At 59.6% G+C, this 24,286-nt stretch carries 24 protein-coding genes and 1 other RNA gene; 21 read left to right on the forward strand and 4 right to left on the reverse strand.

Annotation, left to right across the window (positions count from 1 at the left end; translation table 11 throughout):
- Positions 1–49: 49 nt before the first annotated feature.
- The 4 genes from Thiofri_RS04810 (at position 50) to Thiofri_RS04825 (ending at position 4,695) form a co-directional block, all read left to right on the forward strand.
- Positions 50–1,975 carry a serine/threonine protein kinase gene (locus tag Thiofri_RS04810; protein WP_009150581.1) on the forward strand — a complete coding sequence of 642 codons (1,926 nt, stop codon included), beginning with the start codon at positions 50–52 and terminating at the stop codon, positions 1,973–1,975.
- Positions 1,976–2,042: 67 nt separating this feature from the next.
- The gene (locus tag Thiofri_RS04815) at positions 2,043–3,200 is read left to right on the forward strand and encodes a vWA domain-containing protein (protein ID WP_040857468.1); all 1,158 of its coding nucleotides are present in this window, start codon (positions 2,043–2,045) and stop codon (positions 3,198–3,200) included.
- Positions 3,201–3,252: 52 nt separating this feature from the next.
- On the forward strand, positions 3,253–3,870 hold the full coding sequence (locus Thiofri_RS04820; RefSeq protein WP_009150583.1) for a hypothetical protein: 618 nt from the start codon (positions 3,253–3,255) through the stop codon (positions 3,868–3,870).
- Between the two features lie 126 nt (positions 3,871–3,996).
- Positions 3,997–4,695, forward strand: coding sequence for a M48 family metallopeptidase (locus Thiofri_RS04825; RefSeq protein ID WP_009150584.1), 699 nt, complete (start codon positions 3,997–3,999; stop codon positions 4,693–4,695).
- Positions 4,696–4,793: 98 nt separating this feature from the next.
- On the opposite strand, the gene gorA is transcribed toward Thiofri_RS04825, so the two are convergent.
- The 3 genes from gorA to Thiofri_RS04840 all read right to left on the reverse strand — a co-directional run bounded on the left by gorA (position 4,794) and on the right by Thiofri_RS04840 (position 7,987).
- The gene (gene gorA / locus Thiofri_RS04830) at positions 4,794–6,161 is read right to left on the reverse strand and encodes a glutathione-disulfide reductase (RefSeq protein ID WP_009150585.1); all 1,368 of its coding nucleotides are present in this window, start codon (positions 6,159–6,161) and stop codon (positions 4,794–4,796) included.
- Between the two features lie 221 nt (positions 6,162–6,382).
- Positions 6,383–7,117, reverse strand: a complete 735-nt coding sequence (locus Thiofri_RS04835; RefSeq protein ID WP_009150586.1) for a glutathione peroxidase — start codon at positions 7,115–7,117, stop codon at positions 6,383–6,385.
- A 183-nt stretch (positions 7,118–7,300) separates the two neighbouring features.
- Positions 7,301–7,987: a phosphocholine cytidylyltransferase family protein gene (locus Thiofri_RS04840; RefSeq protein ID WP_040858064.1), complete on the reverse strand. Its 687-nt coding sequence runs from the start codon at positions 7,985–7,987 to the stop codon at positions 7,301–7,303.
- A gap of 245 nt (positions 7,988–8,232) precedes the next feature.
- Here Thiofri_RS04840 and Thiofri_RS04845 point away from each other — a divergent pair, with 245 nt between their 5' ends.
- The 8 genes from Thiofri_RS04845 (at position 8,233) to Thiofri_RS04880 (ending at position 15,662) form a co-directional block, all read left to right on the forward strand.
- On the forward strand, positions 8,233–9,021 hold the full coding sequence (locus tag Thiofri_RS04845; protein WP_009150588.1) for a cytidylyltransferase domain-containing protein: 789 nt from the start codon (positions 8,233–8,235) through the stop codon (positions 9,019–9,021).
- A 3-nt stretch (positions 9,022–9,024) separates the two neighbouring features.
- Positions 9,025–10,095, forward strand: a complete 1,071-nt coding sequence (gene pseG / locus Thiofri_RS04850) for a UDP-2,4-diacetamido-2,4,6-trideoxy-beta-L-altropyranose hydrolase (protein ID WP_009150589.1) — start codon at positions 9,025–9,027, stop codon at positions 10,093–10,095.
- 43 nt (positions 10,096–10,138) lie between these two features.
- Positions 10,139–11,266, forward strand: coding sequence for an ATP-grasp domain-containing protein (locus tag Thiofri_RS04855; protein ID WP_009150590.1), 1,128 nt, complete (start codon positions 10,139–10,141; stop codon positions 11,264–11,266).
- The gene (pseI, locus tag Thiofri_RS04860) at positions 11,256–12,320 is read left to right on the forward strand and encodes a pseudaminic acid synthase (protein ID WP_009150591.1); all 1,065 of its coding nucleotides are present in this window, start codon (positions 11,256–11,258) and stop codon (positions 12,318–12,320) included. Before Thiofri_RS04855 ends, pseI begins: the two co-directional genes overlap by 11 nt.
- Positions 12,321–12,423: 103 nt before the next feature.
- The gene (locus tag Thiofri_RS04865) at positions 12,424–12,666 is read left to right on the forward strand and encodes a ribbon-helix-helix domain-containing protein (protein WP_009150592.1); all 243 of its coding nucleotides are present in this window, start codon (positions 12,424–12,426) and stop codon (positions 12,664–12,666) included.
- Positions 12,651–12,989 carry a type II toxin-antitoxin system PemK/MazF family toxin gene (locus tag Thiofri_RS04870; protein ID WP_009150593.1) on the forward strand — a complete coding sequence of 113 codons (339 nt, stop codon included), beginning with the start codon at positions 12,651–12,653 and terminating at the stop codon, positions 12,987–12,989. The genes Thiofri_RS04865 and Thiofri_RS04870 overlap by 16 nt, the downstream gene beginning before the upstream one ends.
- 202 nt (positions 12,990–13,191) lie before the next feature.
- Positions 13,192–14,712: an Eco57I restriction-modification methylase domain-containing protein gene (locus Thiofri_RS04875; protein ID WP_223296812.1), complete on the forward strand. Its 1,521-nt coding sequence runs from the start codon at positions 13,192–13,194 to the stop codon at positions 14,710–14,712.
- A complete protein-coding gene (locus Thiofri_RS04880) occupies positions 14,709–15,662 on the forward strand; it encodes a BsuBI/PstI family type II restriction endonuclease (protein WP_040857474.1) in 954 nt (317 codons plus the stop codon). Before Thiofri_RS04875 ends, Thiofri_RS04880 begins: the two co-directional genes overlap by 4 nt.
- Positions 15,663–15,740: 78 nt before the next feature.
- Here the strand turns inward: Thiofri_RS04880 and Thiofri_RS04885 are convergent, their stop codons facing one another.
- Positions 15,741–16,157: a PilZ domain-containing protein gene (locus tag Thiofri_RS04885; protein ID WP_009150595.1), complete on the reverse strand. Its 417-nt coding sequence runs from the start codon at positions 16,155–16,157 to the stop codon at positions 15,741–15,743.
- Positions 16,158–16,751: 594 nt separating this feature from the next.
- On the opposite strand from Thiofri_RS04885, the gene Thiofri_RS04890 reads away from it, so the two are divergent.
- The 9 genes from Thiofri_RS04890 (at position 16,752) to ffs (ending at position 24,153) form a co-directional block, all read left to right on the forward strand.
- Complete coding sequence (locus Thiofri_RS04890) at positions 16,752–17,825, forward strand: Gfo/Idh/MocA family protein (protein WP_009150596.1); 1,074 nt, start codon at positions 16,752–16,754, stop codon at positions 17,823–17,825.
- Positions 17,826–18,161: 336 nt separating this feature from the next.
- Positions 18,162–19,049: a nitrogenase iron protein gene (gene nifH / locus Thiofri_RS04895; protein WP_009150597.1), complete on the forward strand. Its 888-nt coding sequence runs from the start codon at positions 18,162–18,164 to the stop codon at positions 19,047–19,049.
- A 96-nt stretch (positions 19,050–19,145) separates the two neighbouring features.
- Positions 19,146–20,630, forward strand: coding sequence for a nitrogenase molybdenum-iron protein alpha chain (nifD, locus tag Thiofri_RS04900; protein WP_009150598.1), 1,485 nt, complete (start codon positions 19,146–19,148; stop codon positions 20,628–20,630).
- 146 nt (positions 20,631–20,776) lie between these two features.
- Complete coding sequence (nifK, locus tag Thiofri_RS04905) at positions 20,777–22,348, forward strand: nitrogenase molybdenum-iron protein subunit beta (protein WP_009150599.1); 1,572 nt, start codon at positions 20,777–20,779, stop codon at positions 22,346–22,348.
- A 65-nt stretch (positions 22,349–22,413) separates the two neighbouring features.
- Positions 22,414–22,629, forward strand: a complete 216-nt coding sequence (nifT, locus tag Thiofri_RS04910) for a putative nitrogen fixation protein NifT (protein WP_009150600.1) — start codon at positions 22,414–22,416, stop codon at positions 22,627–22,629.
- A gap of 27 nt (positions 22,630–22,656) precedes the next feature.
- Positions 22,657–22,851 carry a 4Fe-4S binding protein gene (locus tag Thiofri_RS04915; protein WP_009150601.1) on the forward strand — a complete coding sequence of 65 codons (195 nt, stop codon included), beginning with the start codon at positions 22,657–22,659 and terminating at the stop codon, positions 22,849–22,851.
- Between the two features lie 103 nt (positions 22,852–22,954).
- The gene (locus Thiofri_RS04920; protein ID WP_009150602.1) at positions 22,955–23,674 is read left to right on the forward strand and encodes a dinitrogenase iron-molybdenum cofactor biosynthesis protein; all 720 of its coding nucleotides are present in this window, start codon (positions 22,955–22,957) and stop codon (positions 23,672–23,674) included.
- A complete protein-coding gene (locus tag Thiofri_RS04925; RefSeq protein ID WP_009150603.1) occupies positions 23,671–23,955 on the forward strand; it encodes a DUF6129 family protein in 285 nt (94 codons plus the stop codon). The genes Thiofri_RS04920 and Thiofri_RS04925 overlap by 4 nt, the downstream gene beginning before the upstream one ends.
- Before the next feature lie 101 nt (positions 23,956–24,056).
- Positions 24,057–24,153: signal recognition particle sRNA small type (gene ffs, locus Thiofri_RS04930), an RNA gene on the forward strand.
- Positions 24,154–24,286 lie beyond the last annotated feature (133 nt).

Here is a 24,286-nt window from a genome sequence, read left to right on the forward strand (position 1 = left end):
ACCCTGATCCCCGCCCGATTTTCATTCCGAAACTAAAACCTCATTCGCCATGACGTCCGATACCTCCGCATCTGAAGCTGTCACCAAGCCCTTGGCGCAGACGACTGCCGACGTCGGTGAGTCCGTGCCTTGCCCGAAATGTCAGGCAATGAATGTCGTCAGTGAGTTGCCCGCGCGGGATTATCGCTGCGGCGACTGCGGATACGAGCTCGCGCATCTCGATATGACCATGCAAGGGACGGTGCGCGGCGTCATTGCCTGGGTGCGCTCGCCAGGTCAGGTTGTCAAAGAGCGTTACAAGGTCACCGGATTGCTTGGGCGCGGTGGTTTTGGCGTCACCTATCTGGTCGATGATCTGCTACTGGAGGGGAAACGGCGCGCGCTCAAGGAAGTCCCCGAAATCCTGTTCGATGAATACGAATCGCGCCTGCTCGGGCGTTTAAACCACCCCGCGATTCCGGATATCACGGACCGCTTCTCCGATGAGGGGATGAACTGTCTAGTGCTGGAGTTCGGCGGGAACCGAACACTGCGCAGCGAACAACAGCGCCGTGGCGGGCGGATTCCGCTTTTTGTCCTGCTGCCCTGGTTGCGGCAGTTGGGCGAGGCGATCATCTATCTGCATAACCAGGACCCGCCCATTATTCATCGCGATCTCAAGCCCGATAACATTCTGCTTGACGATCATGATCGGGTCATGTTGATCGACTTCGGAATTGCCAAAGAGTCGGTGGTTGACGGCACGACGCGCACACTCGGGCGTGCCGCAAGTCAGGGGTTCAGTCCGCCCGAACAGGTGCTTGGAACCGGAACCGACGAACGCTCCGATGTTTATAGTCTGGGGGCCATCGTCTACAACCTGCTGACGGGCACGATGCCGGCTGCGGCCTACGACCGGGTCACGGGCGCCTTGTTGGAGCCGATCACGCAGTTCTTGCCTGACATCCCGCCCGAGATTGACGCCGCCGTGCTCAAGGCACTTGAGCTCAACATCAATCTGCGTCATGGCTCGATCCCGGAGTTTCTGCAATGCCTGGACCCGGCCCGGTCTGGCGACACTGGCGCAGCGACCATCATGATCGACCCGTCCAACCCTGCGGGCGGGGCGGGCATGAACACCGGCAGCAGTACTTCCCCAAGTGCGCGCTTGCCGTCGCTGCGACTGCCGACTGGCCAGACAGCTGCCGGCCCGGTGCCGGTCGGCGACATTCAGCCGGGCTCGCGCAAGGGGCCATGGATTGCGGTCGCGGCCTTTTCCCTTTTTGCCGCAGCCATTGGCGGGTGGTGGTTTTCAGGCGCGCCGGGACTCGACTTGTTGCGGGACGAGCTTGCCTCCGGCGGCGATGACCCTGTGACTGACCCGGTAGAGCCTGTGACAGACCCGGTAGAGGAAGTGGCGGAGCCGAGCCCGCAATCGGCAGAAGAAAAGCCGCCAGAAGTGGCTGCGGAGAACCCGGGCGAGGCGGAGTTGCCGGATGCCGGCACGCCAGATGCCAAGGCTGCCGCAGCGGCTGCTGCTGCCGGGCTCGCGGTTTCTGGGGCCGGAGGCTCGACCAATGCAGCGGCGGCGTCTATCAATACTGGGGATGCTGGCAAAAAGCCTGCGACAACCGCTGCGGGGATTCCAACCTCAGCGGCAACTGCGGTTCCGTCCGGTCCTCTGCCAAGCATTTTCTCCGATGAACAGTCACCCGAGCAGTCCTCCAAGTCGCATCAGGCCAGTCGGCCAGCCGGTTCGCTCCTGGATATGTTCGATGAGCAGCGGGCCGACAAGGTCAAAGCTGCTGCGGCAGCGCAGCCCCAACAGGCGACTGCGCCGGTAAAAGCAGCGCCGCCGGTGACAGCAAAGCCCAAGCCCAAACCCAAACCTCGGGTGGTTGCCAAAAGGCCGCCGCCCAAGCGTGCAAGCCCGCCCCCAAGCAGTTCCTCTTCGAGCTGGGGGTTTAAGTATAAGGGCGCGGAAAAGCAGTATTAGGCAAAGAGCGGTCGGTTCGACCTGACGACCGCAGTTTCAATCCACCCACAGGCGATCGGGGGTATTTATGCGAACTCAGGCACTAAAGGTTTTTTTTCGAAAAGTATTCGGTGTTTCTTTTGTAGCACTCTGCGTCAGTGCCGGACTGATGGGGGCGCAAGCGACCTTTGCGCAGGGGGCAGGGTACGGATTTGCCGCTCCCGGCAGTTACGGATTAAAAATCTATCGCTCGGACTATTCGCTCTACCCCTTTGTTCAGGTCTATTTTCGCACCTTCGATGCGCAAATGCAGCCGCTCGTCAACTTAAACGAGCGTAACATCGGCGTGATGGTCAAGGGGCGTACCTATGACCCGATGAAACGGCAATACGGTGTTCAGTCCATCCGCCAGCGGGAAGAGGCGACCCGCAGCGTTCTGATTATCGATGCGAGTCAGTCAATGGCTGGTGCGCCCTTCGAGGAAACGCTCCGAGCCGCCATTCGCTACATCGAGAGCAAACGCCCGCAGGACGAGGTGGCAGTGTTGGCCATCCGCGATACCAAGGAAGGCTACGAGGTGGTTTCTCAGTTCGAGCGCGATGAAAGAGCACTTGCGCGGCGTATCGCCGATATTCGCGCCGATGGGATGAAAACTCGGCTCTACGATGCCGTGGGCGCCGCGCTGCAAATGTGTGGCATGGCCTCGCAGGGAAGTGTCATCGATTCCGCCAACTATGTGGTCTCCTGCTCCGTCGTGGTCTTTTCCGACGGCAAGGATGAAGGCAGCTCGGTATCGCGCGATGAATTGATGACGCGGATCTCGGGCATGTCGATACCTGTGCCCATCTATTCGTTGGCGTATTCGCGCATTGAGCCGACTTACTTCAAGAACCTGGAAGCTTTGTCGAAAAACTCCTTTGGGATTTATTACCTTGTTGGTGAAACGACCAATCGCATGCAGCAGGTAGTGGAACAGATCCAGAATATTCTGCAGAGCGACTATGTGCTGACCTTTCGCTCCTATGTGCCAGTTGACGGCGAAAAGCACAACCTGAAACTGGGTGTGGAATATCCGAGTGGCAGCGGCAAGTACGTCTATGACGACACCACATTCGAGGCAATTCAGCCGCCACCCATTCCGGCGATAGACACCGCCATTACGAGCCTGAATCAAAAAATTCCGGCGCTGCCGGATGGAAATCCCTATTGGGAGCGACCCACGACCCCGGTCGGAACGGCCGAATGACCAAGATGAACTGATCAACCAGTGAATGTTCGATAATGTGGAGAGAAATGACATGAAAAACAGAATTGTTGTGGCAGGTGTTTTGTCCTCCGTCGTTGCACTGAGCGGTTGCGAGTCGACTGGAGGGACGCAGGACCAAATGGCGGGAGCCGGGATCGGAGCCCTTGTCGGGGCCGGTGTTGGCGCTCTGGTGACTGGAGATGCACGAGGAGCAGCGGCCGGCGCTGCCATTGGCGGGCTGATGGGGCTGGCGGTGGTTTCCATTAACCAATATCAGGCGCGTCAGGTTCGCTCCAGCGCTGCGGATACCCGAATTTACGGTCTCTCTCAGCCGGTCAGTTCGCCGCAGGTCAAAATTCGCCAGGGCAGCAGTTCGCCTAAGACAGTTCGGGCCGGGCAATCCATCGATATCAATACGGATTACTCAGTGCTGCTGCCATCAGGCAAGAGCTCAACCAGTGTGACCGAAAGCTGGGCGCTGAAAAAAGACGGCAAGGAGGTGGCGAAGTTGCCGTCCAAGAACAGCAGCAGAACGGCTGGCGGCTGGGCGGCCGAGGCGGAGATCACTGTGCCTTCCGGGATTGAGCCGGGCACCTACGTCATCGAGCACCGCGTGAAATCCGGGTCCAGCTACGACACGGATGAATCCACCTTTGTGGTTCGCGCCTAGCGAGCATGGGTGTCAGATGACGAGGCGGTCGGCCAGGGTTGATCAGGCCGGAGTCCTTCAGCGACGGCCGGCCGCTTCTGTCAGGTTCCTCTCTTTACTCTGCTGTTTTGATCGCTAGAGGTGTGCGTGATCCAGTTTTTCGCGATGCTTGGTTTGTTTGGGGGGCTGTTCGGAGGAGGTGGGCAGGACTGCTCGGTTTCCGATGCCCAGGCGCAGCGCGCCATCGAACTTGTGGAACGCCAATGGCCAGTGCGCGCATCGGCCGATCCGGTGACCGGCTACCTCAATGGGCTGGGTCTCACCCTGAATCGATTCGATGCCATCGGCTATCAACCGCGCATCCTGGTGTTGCGAAACCTCGATCCCATGGCCTTCGCGCTCGGCGGCGGGCGTTTTGTTGTGAGCGATGGCCTGATTGCCATGGTGCGCGACGAGTCACAGCTTGCCGCCGTGCTGGCGCACGAGTTTGCCCATCAGCGGCTCGGACACTTCTGCCGGCGTGAGTCCCGAGCTAGCGAACGTATTCGAGTTGGTTCCATCGTGCAGCATTTCGACCTTCGCCTGGAAGTCGAAGCCGATCTGGAAGCCGTGCGCACCCTGGGATCAGCGGGCTTCGATCCTGACGCCATGCGCCAGATTCTGCAATGTTTAGCCGAGCAGGGCGTCGGCGGTTCCATCCTGTGGGAACGCATTGATGTGCTCTACGGAGCCAACAACTCGCCTGCATCAGCGGCCGGCAGAGATTCGCGCGATTTTCGCGAGGCGCGCGCCCAAATTGCTCAAGAGATCGGCGATATCGGGGGCGACATTCGCCAGTGCCAGTAAAGTTGTTGCCGAGGCGGCGCACAACCAATTGCTTTTCCCGGGCTGGCGGTAGGTAGCCAACGGCCAACCCGGGCTGGCTATAAAGTGCTAGCGCCACCTCAGACAGGATCAGGCTCCGGTGTCTTCAGCGTCACCAATTCCTCGGCGCTGACCGGGTGGATGGCGACGGTGTTGTCGAAGTCGGCCTTGGTGGCGCCCATTTTTAGCGCCACGGCAAAGCCCTGGAGCATTTCATCCACGCCGTCGCCAATCATATGAATGCCTAAAATGCGCTCTTCGGGACCAGCGCAGACCAGTTTCATTGCGGTGCGCGGGCCTTGCTTGTTCAGCGCATAGCGCATCGGGGTGAACTCGGTCTTGTAGACGGTGATCTTCTCGCTCGTGCTTTCGCGCGCGGCGGCCTCGGTCATGCCGACGCTGCCGACCGGCGGATGGGCGAAGACCACGGTCGGGATGTTGCTGTAGTCCAGATGCCGATCGGACATGCCGCCGAACAGACGGTCGGCCAGGCGGCGACCGGCGGCGATGGCCACGGGTGTGAGTGGTGCGCGGCCGGTGATGTCGCCGAGCGCATAGATGCCATCGACCTTGGTGTTCTGATACTTGTCGGTGGCGATGATGCCGCCTTTCTCTAGCTCGATGCCCACAGCCTCGAGATTCAGATCGCGAGTGTTAGGCGTGCGCCCAATGGCCCAGATGATGGTGTCGAAGCCGCCGAGCACCTGATCATCGCGTGAGCGGATGGCGAGGCTGTCACCCTGCTGTTCCAGCGAGGCGACGGCGAAGGGCAGATGGCTTTTGATGCCAGCCAATTCCATGTTGTGCGCCAGGGTTTCGCTGATGATGGGGTCGAAGACCTCCAGCACGCGGCTTTCGAGCGCGACCACGGTCACGTCCGAGCCCATGGCGGCGAGCATGCCGGCGAACTCGATGCCGATGTAGCCAGCACCAATGATGCAAACTTTTTTGGGTTGTTGTTTCAGCTTGAAAAAGCCATCGGAGGTGATGCCCAGCTCCTTGCCCGGCACCGGCGGCACCATGGGCTGGCTGCCGGTGGCGATGGCGATGTGATCGGCGCTGTAGGTGGTCTCACCGACGCGAATGTGGCGGTTGTCGACAAAGGTCGCATAGCCCTCAATCACGGTGATGCCTTGCTCTTTGGCATAACCATCCCAGTAGTTGTTGATGTTGCTGATGACCTGGTCGCGTCCGCTGGTCAGCCGTGCCCAGTCGATCTGACCGCTGCTCCCTTCCACGCCCATTTCAGCAGCGTGGCGCACTTCCTCGGCCAAATTGGCGGCGTACCACATGAGCTTCTTCGGCACGCAGCCCTGGTTGACGCAGGTGCCGCCGAGCTTGGCGGGCTCCACCAGTGCGACTTTCTTGCCGTGCTGTGCGGCGCGCTCGGCCACGGCCAGGCCGCCGCTGCCGCCACCGATGGCGATGAGATCGAAATGCTGTTCCATGGCTGACTCCTTAGGGGAATGCAAACGGGGAAAGAGGGAAACGGGGAACCGAACCGCGAATCAGGTCGGTCGATGGGCGCACGCGAGAGGGGAGGGTGCCAAATCCGCGAACGGCCAGGTTTCAGGCAGCTTGCCCGATCCCAGGCCGATCATGCATTGACGGATGCGGCGACCGGGAGGCGCGAAAGCCCCCGGTTCGCCCGATGATTGGCGAAAGCTGCTTAGCGCTTGGCCAGCCAGGCTTCCAGATCGTCGGAGCCGCCGATCTTCTGCCCGTCGATGAACACCTGGGGCACCATGGTGCCGTTGGTGACGGCGCGCAGGGTTTGCTCGGTGTAGTCGCGGTTCAGTACCAGCTCTTCATAGGGGAGGCCTTCTTCGGTCAGCGCTTCTTTTGCCTTGGCGCAGAAGGGGCAGCCGGGGCGGGTGAAGACGGTGATGTTCAGCGGCTTTGGCTCGCTTGGGGCCATGTAGGCCAGCATGGTGTCGGCGTCTGAGACCTCGAAGGGGTCGCCCGGCTTTTCTGGCTCGATGAACATCTTTTCAACCACGCCGTTCTTGACCAGCATGGAGTAGCGCCAGGAGCGCTTGCCGAAGCCGAGGTCGTCCTTATCGACCAGCAGGCCCATCTTTTCGGTGAACTCGCCGTTACCATCGGGGATGAAGGTCAGGTTGTGCGCCTGCTCGTCTTCCTTCCATGCGTTCATCACGAAGCCGTCGTTGACCGACATGCAGACGATGTCATCCACACCCAGCTTCTTGAAGGTCGGCGCCAGCTGATTGAAGCGCGGCACATGGGTGGACGAGCAGGTCGGGGTAAAAGCGCCCGGCAGCGAGAAGACGATGACAGTCTTGTTGGCAAAGACCTCGTCGGTGGTCACATCCGCCCAGTCATGATCGGTACGGGTGCGGAAGGTGACTTTTGGGACGGGCTTGCCAGTGTGATCGGGAAACATGTTGTTCTCCTTTTAATAGGGTGGAAGACAGAGATGTAAAAATGGGTTCGGAAACGCTTGGCGGGGAAATACCCTACGCCTGGCAGCTATATTGGGCCAAATGCGCGAATCGCAAAAATCGGTTGTTCGGATGATGGCGATTGCCGGCGCCGATGATGAGAAGTCTGTGGAGCTTCCCAGGGCTCAGCCTGCGACAGGCGCCAGATCCTGCCCGGCCCGCGCGAGATCGTCCGGGAAGTCGACCTCAATACAGCGTAGATCGCTGACATCGACCGGGCGAATGCGCAACCCGGAGCCAATGGCGAGCTCTATGCCGCGCTCGAAGTAGTCCTCGGGCGTGCAGCGATCAAGCCCGGCGCGCAGATGCGGAATATCCGTCGCGCGAAACAAATTGACGCCGAGCGCCTCGCCGCGCGCCTGTTGCACCTGCTTGGAAACCGCGTTGATGGTGCCCGCAGCGTCGAGCTGGTACTTGACCTCTTCGGCACCGACCGGCGCCTGGTTGACCGCCATGGTCGAGCCTTTTGTGCGCAGCAGGCGTTGGAGTACCTGGGCATCGCACACCACATCGCCGTTGAGCATTAGCACATCGGCGTCGGCGGTTTTGCGCAGCGCCAGTGCCAGGCTCACGGCCGTGTTGGTAACATCGAAATTGGCGTTGTACAAGTAAAGCAGTTCGGGATGCGCCTCCATAATCAGCTCTTTCTTGAAGCCGACCACCACCAGAATGCGCTCGGGGTCGAGCAGGGCACGCAACTGCGACAACTGGCGGTCGAGAATGCGCTCGCCATTGGCCAGCCGGGTGAGTGGCTTCGGCGTCGGCTGGCCGAGGCGCGAGCCGATGCCGGCGGCGAGGATCACCGCGTACATGGGTTCCATCCGCACCCTACGGCGAGTTTTGCAGCTCGATCATCGGACTGTGAGCAATCAGGAGAGCCCACGAGCTCGTTTGCCGGGCGCGTCGGAAAACACATAAGTAATGTCTGCTCATAGGCACCTGCACTCACGTGCGGATCAGGCTGCGGCTTTCGCTGGATGCGGAAAAGCGCACTATACTTGAGTGCGGGAGGAGGGAGAAGGTAGTGTCGATCACTCAGCCGTGTGGAGGTGCGAACATGCCGAACGAATCCGAACAAGCTGTTTCGCGCCCGCCCGAGCGCACCGTCGCCATCATTCAGGCGCGTATGACCTCCACCCGCCTGCCGGGCAAGGTGATGCGCGAACTCTGCGGAGTGCCCGTCATCGGCTGGGTAATACGCCGAGTGAAAGCTTGTCCGCTGGTGGATGCGGTGGTGGTCGCCACCACCACTAACGCGGCCGACGATGAACTGGTCCGCGCCGCTGGCCATTATGGTGCCAGCGTCTATCGCGGCAGCGAGCAACATGTGCTCTCGCGCTACTGCGAGGCCGCTGCCGAGCATCAGGCCGATGTGATCATCCGCATCACCGCCGACTGCCCGCTGTATGATCCGGAACTCCTAACCCGCATGCTCGAGCGCTGGCGCTGGCTGCGTGCCGCCGGCGAGCCGCTGGATTATTTGAGCAACATGTGGGGTGGTGTCACCTGGCCGCGCGGTCTGGATACCACAATTTTTACCCGAAAAGTGCTGGATATTGTGTGCAAAAAATCCACCCAGGCCTATCAGTTCGAGCATGTGACGCCCTACATCTATCAGCATCCCCAGGATTTCCGCCTGCGCCCTTTCCGCAGCGACCAGGATCTGTCCCAGCATCGCTGGACCTTGGACACCGAAGACGACTGGCTGCTGATCGAGGCTATTTATCAGGCACTTGGCGATGATACCCGCATTTTCCCCACTTCCGATGTGCTCGATCTGCTCGACGCTCATCCGGAACTCTGTCGACTCAATGCCCATGTGCGGCAGAAGACCCTGGGCGACTAGCCGATGCGGGTTGCGATCCGTTGCGATGTCTCCCCAGTGCTGGGGGCGGGACACTGGATGCGCTGTCTTGCGTTGGCGCGTGCCTTAACGCGCGATGGTGCCGAGGTGTCCTTTCTGTGCCGCGCCGAGGCCGGAGACTTCAAGCCTGTTATGCAGGCGGCTGGCCTGCCGATACACTGGTTACCAGCCGAGCCATCGGCTGTCGCTGACCCACCACCGCCGCTCAACCCGCTTGACGACGCTGACGCCTGCGCAAGCCCGCTGGCGGCGCAACCGGTCGACTGGTTAATTCTTGACCGCCACGGCCTGGGTGCCGCGTGGCAGGCTCGGCTGCGGGGTCTGGCACGCTGGCGGCTGGTGATCGACGATCTGGCCGAAACCGAACAAGAGTGCGACCTGCTGTTGAACCCAAATCTGCCTATTGATGCCGGAGCTTATCGGTTCCTAGTGCCGGCGCATTGCCGCCTGCTACTGGGGCCGGAATACGCATTGCTGGGCGAGGACTTTCTGCGCTGTCAGCCGCGCCTGCGGGATGGCCATGTGAGACGGTTGCTGATTTCCTTCGGCGGCAGCGATCCGCCCGGCGCCAGTCTGCTGACCCTCGCCGCCCTCAAGCGGCTGCAGGCGACTTCCGCGCTCGACGGGCTCGAACGCATTCTGCTTGTGGCCGGCCCCGGCAATCTGCACTGGCCTGCCCTGCGCACTGCTGCCCAGGGACTGCCGCGCCTGCGCCTGGTGCGCCAAGTGCGGGCCATGGCGGCGCAACTGCAAGCGGCTGATCTTGTTATCGGCGCTGCCGGCGGCAGCCTGTGGGAGCGCGGCTGGCTTGGCGTGCCCGCGCTGGTGCTGGCGCTGGTGCCGCATCAGCGCCCGGTCGCCGAGGATCTGGCCGCGCGCGATGCCATCGAGTACCTCGGGCCAGTCGAACAGCTCGACGCCAAGCAACTGGCCGCGCGCATCGCCGCCGCGCTGCAAGCACCGGGCCGACTGCGGGAAATCGCGCGCAATGCCCGCAAGCTGATCGGTCAAGCCGCATTCATCCGCGCCCCGCGCGCCCTTCTGGAGGCCGCCTGATGCGCAGTCACTCTGGCGCGTGCACTCGCCGGGAGCGGTCGCGATGAATGTGCTGCTGCTCAGCTGCGGCGCCAAAGTGCCCTTGGTGCGTGCCTGGCGCGAGGCGACCGCCGAGTGCGGTGGCCGCCTGACCGCAGTCGACTGCGCCCGAGATGCCGCCGCCCTGTTCGATGCCGATCAGGCCTTCCTGCTGCCGCACTGCAACCAACCCGACTGGGCGCCAACTCTTCTCGAGCTATGCGAGCGCCAACGCATCGCCGTGCTGGTGCCGACGGCTGATGTCGAACTGGCGCGCGTCGCGGCCTTGACACCGGCCCTGGCCGATATCGGCACCCAGGCGCTGGTCAGCCCGGCCTCCGCGCTCGCCCTGTGCGCCGATAAAATGCGCTTCGCCGAATTCTGCCTTCAGCGCGGGTTTCCAATTCCCCCGCTGGTTGAGCCAGCCTGGGAGTCAACCGAGGGGCTTGAAACGGCATCCGGCAGGATTAACATCAAGGCACCCACTGGGTTGGACGCGCCGGAGCACCTGGGAGCCAGTGCTCTGGCCGCCGATGAGTCCAGTGCATGCCCGCCGACAGCGTCGCGCCCGGTCTTCGTGCGCCCGCGCCTAGGTCGCCAGCCCGACTGCACCGGCTTGGTCCGCACCAGAGCCCGGCTCGCCGCAATGCGCGCGGACTGCCCCGAGCTGCTGGTGCAACAAGCTAGGGACGCGCCCGAGTATTCCGTCGATGCCCTGCTCGACTGGGATGGCACCCCGCTACAGGCCGTTGCCCGTCGGCGGCTGCGCATTCGCGGCGGCGAGGCCTGCACCAGCCGAGTCGAATCGGTCCCGGCGCTGACCGAGCTCGCACTGGCGCTCAGCCAGGCGATTGGCCTCATTGGCCATGTCATGATGCAGGCGTTCTGGACGCCGGAGGAGGGCGCCCATGTCATCGAGGTCAACGCGCGCTTCGGCGGCGCCTCCAGCCTGTCGATTGCCGCTGGGCTAGACTCCCCGCGCCGCCTGCTTGCCCTGCTGGCCGGCGACACCGACGCCCGCCACCCGCGCCCAGTGCGCGCCGGCCTGACCCTGCTGCGCCACGGCATCGACCGACTGGTGGACGACGAGCAACTCGCCGCCTGGCCGCGCGCCTCGGACCAGAAATCCAGCCAGTCATCCCATGACGGATGACGCCTTTCGCATCGGCGATCTGCGCTTTGGCCGCGACCAGCCGCCGCGCATCATCGCCGAGCTTTCCGGCAACCACGGCGGCTCGCTGGACACCGCCCTGGCGCTGATCGATGCCGCCGCGCGCGCCGGGGCCGACGCCATCAAGCTACAGACCTACAAGCCCGAGACCATGACGCTGGATCACGACGGCCCCGGCTTCGTGATCGACGACCCAAACAGCCTGTGGCGTGGCGAGCGGCTGTTCGACCTCTACCAGCGCGCGGCCACCCCCTGGGACTGGCATCCAGCGCTGTTAGCGCGCGCGCGCGAGCTGGGCGTGATCGCATTCAGCTCCCCCTTCGACGCCAGCGCGGTGGACTTTCTCGAAACCCTCGCCACCCCCTGCTACAAGATCGCGTCTTTCGAGAATCTCGACCAGCCGCTGCTTGCACGCGTCGCCGCTACCGGCAAGCCGGTCATTCTCTCCACCGGCATGGCCACCGCGGAGGAACTCGACGAGTCCATCGCCTGCCTGCGCGCTCACGGCTGTTGCTCGCTGCTGCTATTGCACTGCATCAGCGCCTACCCCGCGCCCCTCGACCAGGCCAATCTGCGCGCCATTCCCGCCCTCGCGGCTCGCCACGGCGTCCCAGTCGGCCTGTCCGACCACAGTCTCGGACAGACCGCCGCCATCGCCGCCACCGCCCTGGGTGCGGTCGCCATCGAAAAGCACCTATGTCTTGAGCGCGCTGGCGGCGCAGTGGATGCCGCCTTCTCACTCGAACCCGAAGAGCTCAAGGCACTGGTCACCAACACCCGCGCCGCCCACGCCGCTCTCGGCAGCGGCGAAATCGGCTGCGCACCAGCAGAACAGGCATCTCTCACCCATCGCCGCTCCATCTACTTGGTCGCCGACCTACCCGCCGGTACCATCCTGGCCCCCGAGCATCTGCAAATCATTCGCCCCGGCCTGGGCCTGCCGCCGAAAGCCTACCCGCAAGTGATCGGGCGCCGGCTCGCCTGCAATCTCGCGCGCGGCACACCCTTGCGCTGGGAGCATTTTGTGGAAGACTGATCTGCCGAAGGCGCTTGACTATCAAGAGCGCAGCGGGTTCGGACCTTGCCACTATGCCAATCCGGAAGTATGATGTTTTGTCATACCGAAGAGGGTCGCTGTAATGAGTCAGGCGAAGGTAGCAATAACCATTGAGGAAGGTGTTCTTGCCAAGGTCGATGCCCTGGTTAGACGCAAGGTATTTAGCAATCGTAGCCGCGCCATACAGGAGGCTGTTCGCGAGAAGCTGGAGCGACTTGAGCGGAACCGCCTCGCTGAGCAGTGTGCCAAACTGGACCCTGCCTTTGAGAAGGCCATGGCTGACGAAGGATTGTCTGAGGAGTTGGGCGCATGGCCACAATATTGAGGGGCGAGATTCGCTGGGCTGATCTCAATCCGACTATTGGGCGCGAGCAATCCGGTGAGCGCCCGGTTCTCATTCTGAGCCAAGACATTTTCAATGAGCGCTCCGGCACTGTCATCGCAATGGCGCTTGCTAGCCAAGAGCAGCGCGCAGGCTTTCCTTTGACACACGAGATTCTTGCTTCCAAGCTGCCAAAGCGGTCGTGGGTCAAGATCAGTCAGATTCGGACGCTATCGACTGAGCGCATCGGAAAGAAGATTGGTAGCCTCAGCCCAGACGAGCTTGCCCATGCCATCGAAGGGCTGAATGAGATTATTGGCGGTTAACGGCCTGAGAATAGCGCAGCTATTTTGGAAGCCACATCAAGGACAAGAAGACTGATCGTGAACCAAGCCGCCCACAACAAACTGATCTCCTTGAATCAAACGGGTCGGGTTCGATTTATTCCCATAGATAATCAATAGAATCGCATGACGATGCGCTCCAGTCGAAGTCGGTTTCGCTCCTGCATAACCGGCTCTGCTGAGCTTGGCGTTCCGGCGCAAAGAAGAAGGAGAAACCGTTTTGCTATCAGCGGTTGAGCATAGAAGACTGCAGCTATCAAAAACTACCCGAGCGGAAAAAAAGGCGCATTTCGGGCAGTTTCTCACGTCCGAAAGAACAGCGGCATTTATGGCGGGCCTATTTCCAGATGGAGGTGGGGATTGCCGCCTTTTAGACGCCGGAGCAGGGATCGGTTCGCTATCTGCGGCTTTTTTGGATAGATGGAGGAACGGAGGGTTGCATTTTCAGCGCGTTGAAATCGATGCCTTTGAGCTTGACCATAATTTAATTGAATATTTGTCGGCGACACTAACTAAGTTCGATGGCAAAGGCGATTTTTTCGTCAATATCCGAGAAGAAGATTTTATTCATTGTGCGGTTGAATCATTGACCGGCGATCTGTTTTCTAGCCCCCTGAAACACTTTACTCACGCAATTCTCAATCCGCCTTACAAGAAGATCAACAGCAATTCGGCACACCGGTTGGCTTTGCGCCGTGCTGGCATCGAGACAGTGAATCTCTATAGCGCTTTTGTGGCGCTGGCCGTTGGTCTATCTGCGCAGGGCGGGCAGATTGTCGCTATCATCCCGCGCAGCTTCTGCAATGGGCCATATTACCGACCATTCCGTGATTTCATTCTTGAGCGTACGGCCATCCGCCACATGCACCTGTTTGAATCGCGCAGCAAGGCTTTTAAGGATGATAATGTTCTACAGGAAAACATCATCATCCGCTTGGAGCGCGGCGCCCAACAGGGTCCGGTGACGGTTTCGACATCAGCCGATGACAGCTTTTCCGACCTTACCGCCCATCAACATCCGTTTGACCGGATCGTGTTTTTGGATGACCCTGAGCGGTTTATCCATGTGCCGATGTCGTCGCAGCAGAGCACTTTTGAGCAATCCCTAGCGATCCGCTACACACTGGCCGATATTGGCATCCGGATTTCGACCGGGCCGGTAGTCGATTTCCGCCTGAAAGCGCATCTGCGTGACACGCCTGGGCCGGGCGCTGTGCCCTTGCTCTACCCCGGCCATTTCAGCAGCAGCGGCACAATATGGCCAATAGAAGGTATGAAGAAGTCGAACGCCATAGAGCGTAACGCCGAAACCGAAAAATGGCTCTACCCGAACGGGTATTATTGTGTGGTGCGCCGGTTCTCGTCCAAGGAGGAAAAACGCCGGATTGTCGCGAGCGTGGTTGAACCTGGGATATTTGGTGAGGCGCCTGTGCTGGGCTTCGAGAACCATCTAAACCTGTTTCATGACAACAAGCATGGCCTACCTGAACCGCTGGCCCGTGGGTTGGCGGTGTTCCTGAATATGACCGCAGTAGATGAGCAGTTTCGGCGCTTCAGTGGTCACACACAAGTCAACGCGACCGACCTGAGGCTAATGAGGTACCCGAGCCGTGACGCTCTGATCCAACTTGGCGAATGGGCTGCGAGCCAAGGAACGCTCTCGCAAGACCAGATCGACGCCAGGCTAGGAACACTGAACGCATGAAGGAAAAGAACGATTCCATTGGGGCTGCAAAGCAGATCATCCTTTCGTTGGGGCTTCCTCGTGCACAGCAGAACGAGCGTTCCGCCTTGTGCCTGCTGGCCCTGCTAAACCTCACGCCGGGCAAAGCATGGGCCGATGCCGAAAACCCGTTGATTGGTATCACACCGATCATGGATTGGGCGCGGGAGCACTACGGCAAGGACTATGCGCCGAATACTCGGGAGACGGTGCGTCGTCAGACCATGCATCAGTTCTGTGACGCGGGTGTAGCCCTTTACAATCCGGATAGGCCCGACCGCCCGGTGAATAGCCCGAAAGCGGTCTATCAGATCGAACCTGCCGCGCTAGACCTGCTAAGAACCTTCGGCAGTCCAGCGTGGCACCAAAACCTCGTTGCCTATCTGGCTAAGTGTGAAACATTAGTTGCTAAGTACGCCAAAGAACGCGATCAGAACCGCATCCCGGTTGAGATTGCACCGGGCCAGCAAATAACCATCAGCCCGGGCGAGCATAGCGAACTTATCCGCGCCATCATTGAGGACTTCGCCCCGCGCTTCGCGCCGGGCAGCGTGCTGGTTTATGCCGGAGACACGGGCGACAAGTGGGGCTACTTTGACGCAGCTCTGTTGGCAGAGTTGGGTGTCGATGTGGATTCGCATGGCAAGATGCCGGACGTGGTGCTCCACTATGCCACGAAAAATTGGTTGGTACTGGTGGAGTCCGTTACCAGTCATGGGCCAGTCGATGGCAAGCGGCACGCCGAGCTTGCAGACCTGTTTGCCAGCTCAACGGCCGGGCTCGTCTATGTCACCGCGTTCCCAAATCGGGCGATCATGGGACGCTACCTGGCTGAAATCGCATGGGAAACCGAAGTGTGGGTGGCGGATGCACCGTCACATCTGATCCATTTCAACGGCGAGCGATTTCTTGGGCCATACAGTTCGCCCTAACTATTAATTTCTATGGTCGACGGGCTCATCATTCGGATGTATTGCGCTTCTAGCGATCTCCCGTTACTACCAATAGAGTCAGAGGGCTTTAGGGATGCGAAGTGTGCTATCCAAAGTTCGAGCGATAGACGGTGTTACCTTGACGAACTCGACGGCTATGCCATCCTCGGTGAGGCGAACGATACGGCCTTTGAGTTTGAATGGTTGGTCGACACCTGGTAGGGAAAAGACAAGATCGACGATATCAGACGGGGGGAAAAAATTGTGATCGATTGTGATGAAAATGCCGCTTGCACTGATGTTCTTTGCCTGACCTAGGCAGATTCGGCCATTGCAGGCAACGGCTACGTCGGCAGATTCTTGCTCAAAGCGATCATAGTGACGCTGGTGCCCGAGCCGCCATTGTTTCACGATTGCCAGCAACTTCTTCTTCTGCTGAGGATCGAGGGTCTTAATCGCTTCGGTCAGTTCATCAGTTATCGCACGGACTGTCATCGTCTCAATCCTCGCTGCACCTTCACCATGCCCAACGACTTAAGTGCGAGCGGGCAACACGGCCGAGCAACAAGCGCAGGATTGGCGGTAACCTTGTGCTCGAGTATTTCGCACTAGCTCTAGTGTCAGATTATAGACAGAACTCCGCAAGAGCGGTCACAAAAATCCGCTGTAGTCACGTTGGGTCTCGTGCCTTCTGCGGGTATGATTCAACTGGAAACATTGATCTGTAAGGCTTTTCAAAAAATTTGATCAGTTTTCCGGTTGTGGTCCGGGTCGGTGTCGTCGCGCACCGCCAGCACCAGACGCTCGAAGGGCGTTTTCGCGTGCAGAGTTGGGCATCACTAAGCGCGCGGAAGCTGGACCAACTCTTGCAGCCACGTTCGGAAGACATGTCGGCTCTCCGGACAAGGGGGAGGCGGGAACATGTCCGCGAAGCCGATCTGATATCGCGATGGGTACATGAGTGTTTATCTGGCAAAGAGAAATCGTAAAAAATTCCGTTAAATGCCGCCTCGGCGAATCGAGTGGCCTCTGCGTGCTGGCAAGGCCGTATCTTTTGGCGATTGGTGAACCCTTTAGGGGTTGCGGCCTATGACCGAGAGTCGGACCAAGGCATATCGTCTCGCACTCATCGGTCTTGGCCGGGTGGCTTGGCTGCTGGAGCGCGACCCTTTGCGCACCAAGCCTTGTACGCATCTGGGTGCCTGGCTGGAACGTGATGATGTGGAACTGGTCGGTGCCTGCGACACGGACCCGGAGCGTCGCGCAGCCTTTGCCGAATTCTTCCCGGAGGTGCCTCTGTATGATGATTACCAGGAGATGCTGGAGCAGGAGCGGCCGGAGTTACTGAGCATCTGCGCTTATGCCACCGAGCGCTGCGAGATGGTGTTGGCGGCGACCGAGGGGGGCGTGCGCGGCATCTGGTGCGAAAAAGCCATGGCCACCTCGCTGGAAGAGGCCGACAGGATGGCGCGTGCCTTGGATGCATCCGGGACCCAGATGATTGTTGCCTTCACCCGGCGTTGGTCGCCGGCCTATGCGACGGTGCGGGATTGGCTTGCCGCGGGGCGCATCGGCGCGTTTGAGTCCGTGAATGTGCATTTTGCAAGCAACCTGCTGCACACCGGCACCCATGCCTTTGACGTGCTGCGGCTGTGGTGCGGGGAGCCGACGGCGGTGCGCGCCTGGCTGGATGATGACTCCGGCCTTGCCGAGCAGAGCGGCTATCGCTTCGATGGGCAAGACATTGTCGAGGACCTCGGCGGTCTGGTGGTGATCGAGTTTCCCGACGGGGTGCGCGCCACGGTGCAGGGGCGCGACAAGGGCTATTTTCGCTTCGAGTTCGAGTTGCTCGGCAGTCGCGGCATGATTCGGCTCGGCAACGACCAGCGCCAGCTGTGGTTGCCGGGCAGCTCCATGCACTTTGCCGGTTTTATGGAGCTCTGCGAAGCGGAATTTCCTGAACCTGCGCCCTTTAACACCTGGCGCTCGGCGGCGGAGAATCTGATCGCGGCGGTTGAGGGGCGTGCCGAGTCGGCCTGTGGCATTCGCGACGGGCGCGAGGCGTTGGCTATCGCACTGGCCGCGCATGTCAGTCATCGCCAGGGTGGCGCGCCGGTGGCGCCGGCTGAGGTGCCGACGGACTTGCGGGTGCCGAGCCGCTGAGGGCCATGAGCGGCGACAGGAGCCGCGCATTGCGGCCCCAACCGTCGGCCGCGTTTCCTCCCGAGCCGCTTTTCTCCATCTCCTTATTGTCGATCTTTCCCCTCTGTCTTCTGTCTCTGTATCCCTGTCTCTGTTTTCCCATCCCGATGTCGTTATCCGCACAGCCACTGCGGCTTTGTCGGCTCTGCGACGGGCTGTCGTCTTCATGTCTGACTGACTGATGGCCTATCCAATCAACCGTTTAAGCGGATATTCCTGACTGGCACACCAGTTGCTTATACCCAGTTGACTCTGTCGAATAACCGCCCCAAGGGGCGACCAACTGGGAGAACTTTCATGGCATTACGTCAATGTGCTATCTACGGCAAGGGTGGTATCGGTAAGTCCACGACCACACAAAATCTGGTCGCCGGTCTGGCCGAAATCGGTAAAAAGGTGATGATCGTTGGCTGCGATCCCAAGGCCGACTCCACGCGTCTGATCCTGCACTCCAAGGCGCAGGACACCATCATGCAGATGGCGGCTGACGCTGGCTCGGTCGAGGATCTGGAGCTTGAGGATGTAATGGCGACTGGTTATGGCGGCATCAAGTGTGTTGAGTCCGGTGGCCCTGAGCCTGGTGTGGGCTGTGCCGGCCGTGGCGTTATTACCGCGATCAACTTCCTCGAAGAGGAAGGCGCCTATGAAGACGATCTGGACTTCGTTTTCTACGACGTGCTCGGCGACGTGGTCTGTGGTGGTTTCGCCATGCCCATTCGCGAAAACAAGGCGCAGGAGATCTACATCGTCTGCTCCGGCGAGATGATGGCCATGTACGCCGCCAACAACATTGCCAAGGGCATCTGCAAGTATGCGAAATCCGGCAGCGTGCGTCTGGCTGGGCTGATCTGCAATAGCCGTAACACCGCGCGCGAAGACGAGCTGATCATTGAGCTAGCCCGTCAGCTCGGTACCCAAATGATCCATTTCGTGCCGCGCGATAACGTGGTGCAGCGCGCTGAGATTCGGCGCATGACGGTCATTGAGTACGACCCCAAGGCCAAGCAGGCTGATGAGTACCGCACACTGGCGCAGAAGGTCATCGACAACAAGATGTTTGTTGTCCCGACCCCGATCTCGATGGATGAGCTTGAAGACCTGCTGATGAAGTTCGGCATCCTCGAAGAAGAAGACGAGAGCATTGTCGGCAAGACCGCCGCTGATGAGCAAGCTGTTGCGGCCTAAGCCTTCTGGTTCAGGATCGTCAACAAACCCCTAGTCCCAGTCTGACCGCGCGTCTGTCCGCGAATGAGCGGCGGCGCCGTTTAGAGGATCGCCCACATGGCAAAGATGACCCAAGAAGAGACCCAGGCCCTGATTCAGGAAGTCCTGGAAGTCTATCCCGAGAAGGCCAAGAAAGATCGCGCCAAGCATCTGGCCGCCAATGATCAAAGCGTCGAACAGTCCAAGAAGTGCATTACTTCAAACCGCAAGTCCCAGCCTGGCGTGATGACCGTGCGTGGCTGCGCCTACGCCGGCTCGCGCGGCGTGGTTTGGGGGCCGGTCAAGGATATGGTGCATATTTCGCACGGACCGGTCGGCTGCGGCCAGTATTCACGCGCTGGACGGCGGAATTATTACGTCGGCCATACCGGCGTGGATACCTTCGGCACCATGAATTTCACCTCCGACTTTCAGGAGAAGGACATCGTCTTCGGTGGCGATAAGAAGCTCGATAAACTGATCGATGAGATCAATGAGCTTTTCCCCTTGGTTAAAGGCATCTCCGTGCAGTCTGAGTGCCCAATTGGCCTGATTGGCGATGACATTGAGGCGGTGTCCAAGAAAAAGACCAAGGAGCTGGAAAAACCGGTTGTTCCGGTGCGCTGCGAGGGCTTCCGCGGGGTGTCGCAGTCTCTTGGCCATCACATTGCCAACGACGCGCTGCGCGATTGGGTGCTGTCGAATCGTGATGGCGATAACAGCTTTGAGACCACGCCTTACGATGTGGCCATTCTGGGTGATTACAACATCGGTGGTGATGCCTGGTCCTCACGCATTCTGCTCGAGGAAATGGGTCTGCGCGTGGTAGCCATGTGGTCGGGCGATGGTACCTTGCCAGAAATGGAGCTGACCTCAAAGGTCAAGCTCAACCTGGTGCATTGTTATCGGTCGATTAACTATATTACCCGTCACATGGAAGAAAAGTACGGGATTCCCTGGATGGAATACAACCTGTTTGGGCCAACCAAAATCGCCGAGTCCCTGCGCGCCATTGCCGCACGTTTTGATGAGACCATTCAAGCCAATGCTGAGAAGGTCATCGCGAAATACCAGGCTGAGTACGACGCTGTCGTTGCCAAGTACAAACCACGGCTCGAAGGCAAGAAGGTCATGCTCTACGTCGGTGGTCTGCGCCCGCGTCACATCATCGGCGCCTATGAAGACCTAGGCATGGAAGTTATCGGTTCCGGCTATGAGTTCGCTCATAACGATGATTATGACCGGACCATGAAGGAAATGGGCAACGCGACGCTGCTCTATGACGATGTCACCGGCTATGAGCTGGAGGAGTTTGTCAAGCGGCTGAAGCCCGATCTGATCGGCTCTGGCATCAAGGAAAAGTACATCTTCCAGAAGATGGGTGTTCCCTTCCGGCAGATGCACTCCTGGGATTACTCTGGCCCTTATCACGGCTATGACGGCTTTGCCATCTTTGCCCGCGATATGGATATGACAGTAAATAATCCCTGCTGGAGTCGCATGCAGGCACCCTGGCTGCAAACGGCTGAGGACCAGCCGGTCAAACTGGCAGCTAGCGCCTGAACCAGCTGGGCCGCGACGGTGAGGCTGGATAACCAGCAGCCTCACCGTTTTCCGGAATATTGCATTGGCGCCGTCCCCATGGGGCGGTGATTACAGCCTCTTTTTGCCCTTTGTCCGCGAATTGGCGGCGGGGTTGGAGTACACCCATGAGCCAGACTGTCGAAAAAATCAAACCTTGTTATCCCCTTTTTGTTGATGAGGACTATCAGGAAAGCTTCAAGAACAAGCGCGAGCAGTTCGAAGAAGCCCATTCGGTCGATAAGGTCGAAGAGGTCTTTCAGTGGACTACCACGCAAGAGTATCAGGAAAAGAACTTTGCCCGCGAGGCCCTGACCATCGACCCGGCCAAGGCCTGTCAGCCGCTGGGTGCTGTGCTCTGCTCCCTGGGCTTTGAGAAGACCCTGCCCTATGTGCATGGCTCCCAGGGCTGTGTAGCCTATTTCCGCACCTATTTCAACCGCCACTTCAAAGAGCCGATCGCCTGCGTGTCGGACTCGATGACCGAGGACGCGGCGGTCTTTGGCGGCCACAAGAACATGTACGAGGGCCTTGAGAATGCCAAGGCGCTCTACAAGCCCGAGATGATCATGGTCTCCACCACCTGCATGGCCGAGGTTATTGGTGACGACCTCAATGCCTTCATCGGCAACGCCAAGAAGGAAGGGCATATTCCGGCGGAATTCCCCACGCCTTTTGCCCATACCCCAAGCTTTGTCGGCAGCCATACCACCGGCTGGGACAATATGTTCGAGGGTGTGCAGCGCTATTTCACTGTCAATGAGATGGAAGGCAAGCAGGTTGGCAGCAACGGCAAAATCAACCTGGTGCCCGGCTTTGAAACCTACCTTGGCAATTATCGCGTCATGCACCGCATGATGAAAGAAATGGGCGTGGACTACAGCCTGCTGTGCGACCCGTCAGAGGTATTGGATACTCCGGCCGATGGCGAGTACCGCATGTATGCAGGCGGCACCACCATTGATGAAATCAAGGACGCGCCTAACGCCATCGATACCCTCTTGCTGCAGCCTTGGCAGTTGCCCAAGACCAAGAAGTTTGTCGATACCATCTGGCACCAGCCCTGTAATCACGTCGATATCCCAATGGGGTTGGAGTGGACGGATAACTTCCTGATGAAAGTCTCTGAAGTGACCGGTAAGGCTATCCCTGAGAGTCTGGCCAAGGAGCGCGGTCGTTTGGTGGACATGATGACCGACAGTCATGCCTGGCTGCACGGCAAGAAGTTTGCGCTCTATGGCGATGCGGACTTTGTTATGGGTATGACCAACTTCCTGCTCGAACTTGGCGCCGAGCCCACCCACGTGCTCTGTCACCACGCCAACAAGCGCTGGAAAAAGGCCTTGGAAAAAACTCTCGCTGCCTCGCCCTATGGTCAGCAAGCGACTGTCTATCTGAGTAAGGATCTGTGGCACATGCGCTCGCTGTGCTTTACCGACAAGCCAGACTTCCTGATTGGCAACAGTTACGGTAAGTTCATTCAGCGCGACACCCTGCACAAGGGCAAGGAATTCGAGGTGCCATTGATCCGCATTGGCTTCCCGATTTTCGACCGCCATCATCTGCATCGGATGACCACCATGGGCTATGAGGGTGCCATGTACATTCTCACCACGTTGGTCAATGCGGTGCTTGAGCGTCTTGATGAAGAAACGCGCATCATGGCCAAGACCGACTTTAACTACGACTTGATTCGTTAATGCAGGTAGCCGGCGCTGTCATGCACTGACAGCGCCGGTTGGCAGCGAATCATGAGGATGCATGAATGCCCAATGTGATGATTCGAAAAAAAGACGATGGCGCTCTGCTTTTCTATGTCGCAAAAAAGGACATGGAAGAGACCATCGCCAGCGTCGAGACTGACACGGCCGAGGCTTGGGGGGGTGAAGTGGCCCTGACTGACGGTTCGCGCTGGTACATCGACCCGATCAGCCCTCCGCCTGCCTTTCCGACAACCCTGAGATTCAAGCGCGCCGCATAATGGCGCCCGCCTGACAGGAGATATCCCATGGCTTACCAGATAATGAAAGACCTTTGCACCGCCTGTGGCGACTGCGAGCCAGTCTGCCCGACTGACTCAATCGGCCCGGCCAAAGGCGTCTATGCCATTAATACTGAAACCTGCAACGAATGCGACGGCGAGTCCGATATGCCCCAGTGCATCGACGCCTGCATGGAAGACGGCTGCATTCTTCCTGTTTGATAATGGCGGTGTCCAGGGGCGAACTTGTTCGCCCCATCTAATTTTAGGCTGCGGACTCGTTCGCCCCATGCACTAAACACTGGCTAAGACCACCCGTAACACCATGACCACCACCGCACTGACCGAAGACATGGCGCTGCGCATTGGCCTAGCCGCGCGCGCCCTGCCCGATACCACGCCGGCGCGCCTGATGGCGGTATTGGCCGACTGCATTGGTCTGCCACCCAACGCCGAAAAGCTCGACACCCTGAGCATCAAGCAACTGCGCAATGGCGCCAGCGGCGAACTTGCTGATTGCGACAACTCGGTGCTCAAAACTGCGCTGGCCTACCTCAAGGGCACCGCCAGCACGGACAGCCTGCCACCCCCGGCGCCCCAAAGCCCGCTGACCAATGCAGAGGGAAGCGACCCCGAAGGCGTGATTCGAGTCGCCATTGCCTCCAACAATGGCGAGTTGCTCGACGGCCATTTCGGCTCTTGCGAGCGATTTTTGGTGTATCAAGTCAGCCTTGATCAGGTCCGCCTGATTGACTGTCGCGAGATCGACGACCGCCAGGCCGATGACGACAAGAACGGCTATCGTGCCGGCCTGATCGCCGATTGCCAGTTGCTTTATGTGGTATCCGTTGGCGGCCCAGCCGCAGCTAAGGTGGTCAAGCACAACATTCACCCCATCAAGGTACCCGATGGTGGCGCAGCGCCGGCTCTGATTGCTGAGCTGCAACAGATTATCGGCGACAAGACACCGCCCTGGCTTGCCAAGATCATGGGCCAACCGGCTGAGTCCCGGGTGCGTTTTACGGCGGAAGCGCTTGAAGAATGATCACCCCCGAACGCATCGATCAGATCGTCACCATCGTCGAGCGCGCCGGTCTGAACCTCCAGACTCTGAGCGCGCTGCGCGAAGCCTTGCCCGATCTGCACTTCACCCAATGCATGGATGATGATCTGGGCGAGCAGAGCCCGGTGCGCAGCGGTTCTGGATTTAACCTCTACCTGGTTGAAGGCACCAGCGGTCATTGCCTGCAACTGACGCGCAATCTGGAATTGGCGACCGGGGTGTTGCTGGCCGAGGTCGATCCCAATTCCGACGGGGATCGCTGATCCCGCGCTTTCCCACCTGATCTTGTATCTCCGGCGGGTCTCTGCTAACTTGCCTGCTTGCGCCGCGTATTGAGATGCTGCGCTCTCGTTTTGGTGGGTGGTGTCGGTCCCCGCGCAAGACTAAATCGTGAACCCGGTCAGGCCCGGAAGGGAGCAGCCGCAGCGATGGACGTTTGTGCCGTGGTGTGGCTGGCACTGTCCACCACCCCACCAAGATCTTGAATTTCTGGCATTTATTGGCCAGGATCCATCAACCGGGATTCATTCACCGGGGTGGACGGGACCAGAAACCTCAGATCCTGTGTCTCGACCATCCAGCCAGCGGCGCGCT

The sequence above is a fragment of the Thiorhodovibrio frisius genome (assembly GCF_033954835.1).
GTDB classification, from domain to species: domain Bacteria; phylum Pseudomonadota; class Gammaproteobacteria; order Chromatiales; family Chromatiaceae; genus Thiorhodovibrio; species Thiorhodovibrio frisius.

Excerpts from the sequence above, each read along its gene's own strand:
- Thiofri_RS04810 (WP_009150581.1), top strand. The coding sequence starts at position 50 with ATGACGTCCGATACCTCCGCATCTGAAGCTGTCACCAAGCCCTTGGCG.
- Thiofri_RS04815 (WP_040857468.1), top strand. The coding sequence starts at position 2,043 with ATGCGAACTCAGGCACTAAAGGTTTTTTTTCGAAAAGTATTCGGTGTT.
- Thiofri_RS04820 (WP_009150583.1), top strand. The coding sequence starts at position 3,253 with ATGAAAAACAGAATTGTTGTGGCAGGTGTTTTGTCCTCCGTCGTTGCA.
- gorA (WP_009150585.1), bottom strand. The coding sequence starts at position 6,161 with ATGGAACAGCATTTCGATCTCATCGCCATCGGTGGCGGCAGCGGCGGC.
- Thiofri_RS04835 (WP_009150586.1), bottom strand. The coding sequence starts at position 7,117 with ATGTTTCCCGATCACACTGGCAAGCCCGTCCCAAAAGTCACCTTCCGC.
- Thiofri_RS04840 (WP_040858064.1), bottom strand. The coding sequence starts at position 7,987 with ATGTACGCGGTGATCCTCGCCGCCGGCATCGGCTCGCGCCTCGGCCAG.
- Thiofri_RS04845 (WP_009150588.1), top strand. The coding sequence starts at position 8,233 with ATGCCGAACGAATCCGAACAAGCTGTTTCGCGCCCGCCCGAGCGCACC.
- pseG (WP_009150589.1), top strand. The coding sequence starts at position 9,025 with ATGCGGGTTGCGATCCGTTGCGATGTCTCCCCAGTGCTGGGGGCGGGA.
- Thiofri_RS04855 (WP_009150590.1), top strand. The coding sequence starts at position 10,139 with ATGAATGTGCTGCTGCTCAGCTGCGGCGCCAAAGTGCCCTTGGTGCGT.
- pseI (WP_009150591.1), top strand. The coding sequence starts at position 11,256 with ATGACGGATGACGCCTTTCGCATCGGCGATCTGCGCTTTGGCCGCGAC.
- Thiofri_RS04865 (WP_009150592.1), top strand. The coding sequence starts at position 12,424 with ATGAGTCAGGCGAAGGTAGCAATAACCATTGAGGAAGGTGTTCTTGCC.
- Thiofri_RS04870 (WP_009150593.1), top strand. The coding sequence starts at position 12,651 with ATGGCCACAATATTGAGGGGCGAGATTCGCTGGGCTGATCTCAATCCG.
- Thiofri_RS04880 (WP_040857474.1), top strand. The coding sequence starts at position 14,709 with ATGAAGGAAAAGAACGATTCCATTGGGGCTGCAAAGCAGATCATCCTT.
- Thiofri_RS04885 (WP_009150595.1), bottom strand. The coding sequence starts at position 16,157 with ATGACAGTCCGTGCGATAACTGATGAACTGACCGAAGCGATTAAGACC.
- Thiofri_RS04890 (WP_009150596.1), top strand. The coding sequence starts at position 16,752 with ATGACCGAGAGTCGGACCAAGGCATATCGTCTCGCACTCATCGGTCTT.
- nifH (WP_009150597.1), top strand. The coding sequence starts at position 18,162 with ATGGCATTACGTCAATGTGCTATCTACGGCAAGGGTGGTATCGGTAAG.
- nifD (WP_009150598.1), top strand. The coding sequence starts at position 19,146 with ATGGCAAAGATGACCCAAGAAGAGACCCAGGCCCTGATTCAGGAAGTC.
- nifK (WP_009150599.1), top strand. The coding sequence starts at position 20,777 with ATGAGCCAGACTGTCGAAAAAATCAAACCTTGTTATCCCCTTTTTGTT.
- nifT (WP_009150600.1), top strand. The coding sequence starts at position 22,414 with ATGCCCAATGTGATGATTCGAAAAAAAGACGATGGCGCTCTGCTTTTC.
- Thiofri_RS04915 (WP_009150601.1), top strand. The coding sequence starts at position 22,657 with ATGGCTTACCAGATAATGAAAGACCTTTGCACCGCCTGTGGCGACTGC.
- Thiofri_RS04920 (WP_009150602.1), top strand. The coding sequence starts at position 22,955 with ATGACCACCACCGCACTGACCGAAGACATGGCGCTGCGCATTGGCCTA.
- Thiofri_RS04925 (WP_009150603.1), top strand. The coding sequence starts at position 23,671 with ATGATCACCCCCGAACGCATCGATCAGATCGTCACCATCGTCGAGCGC.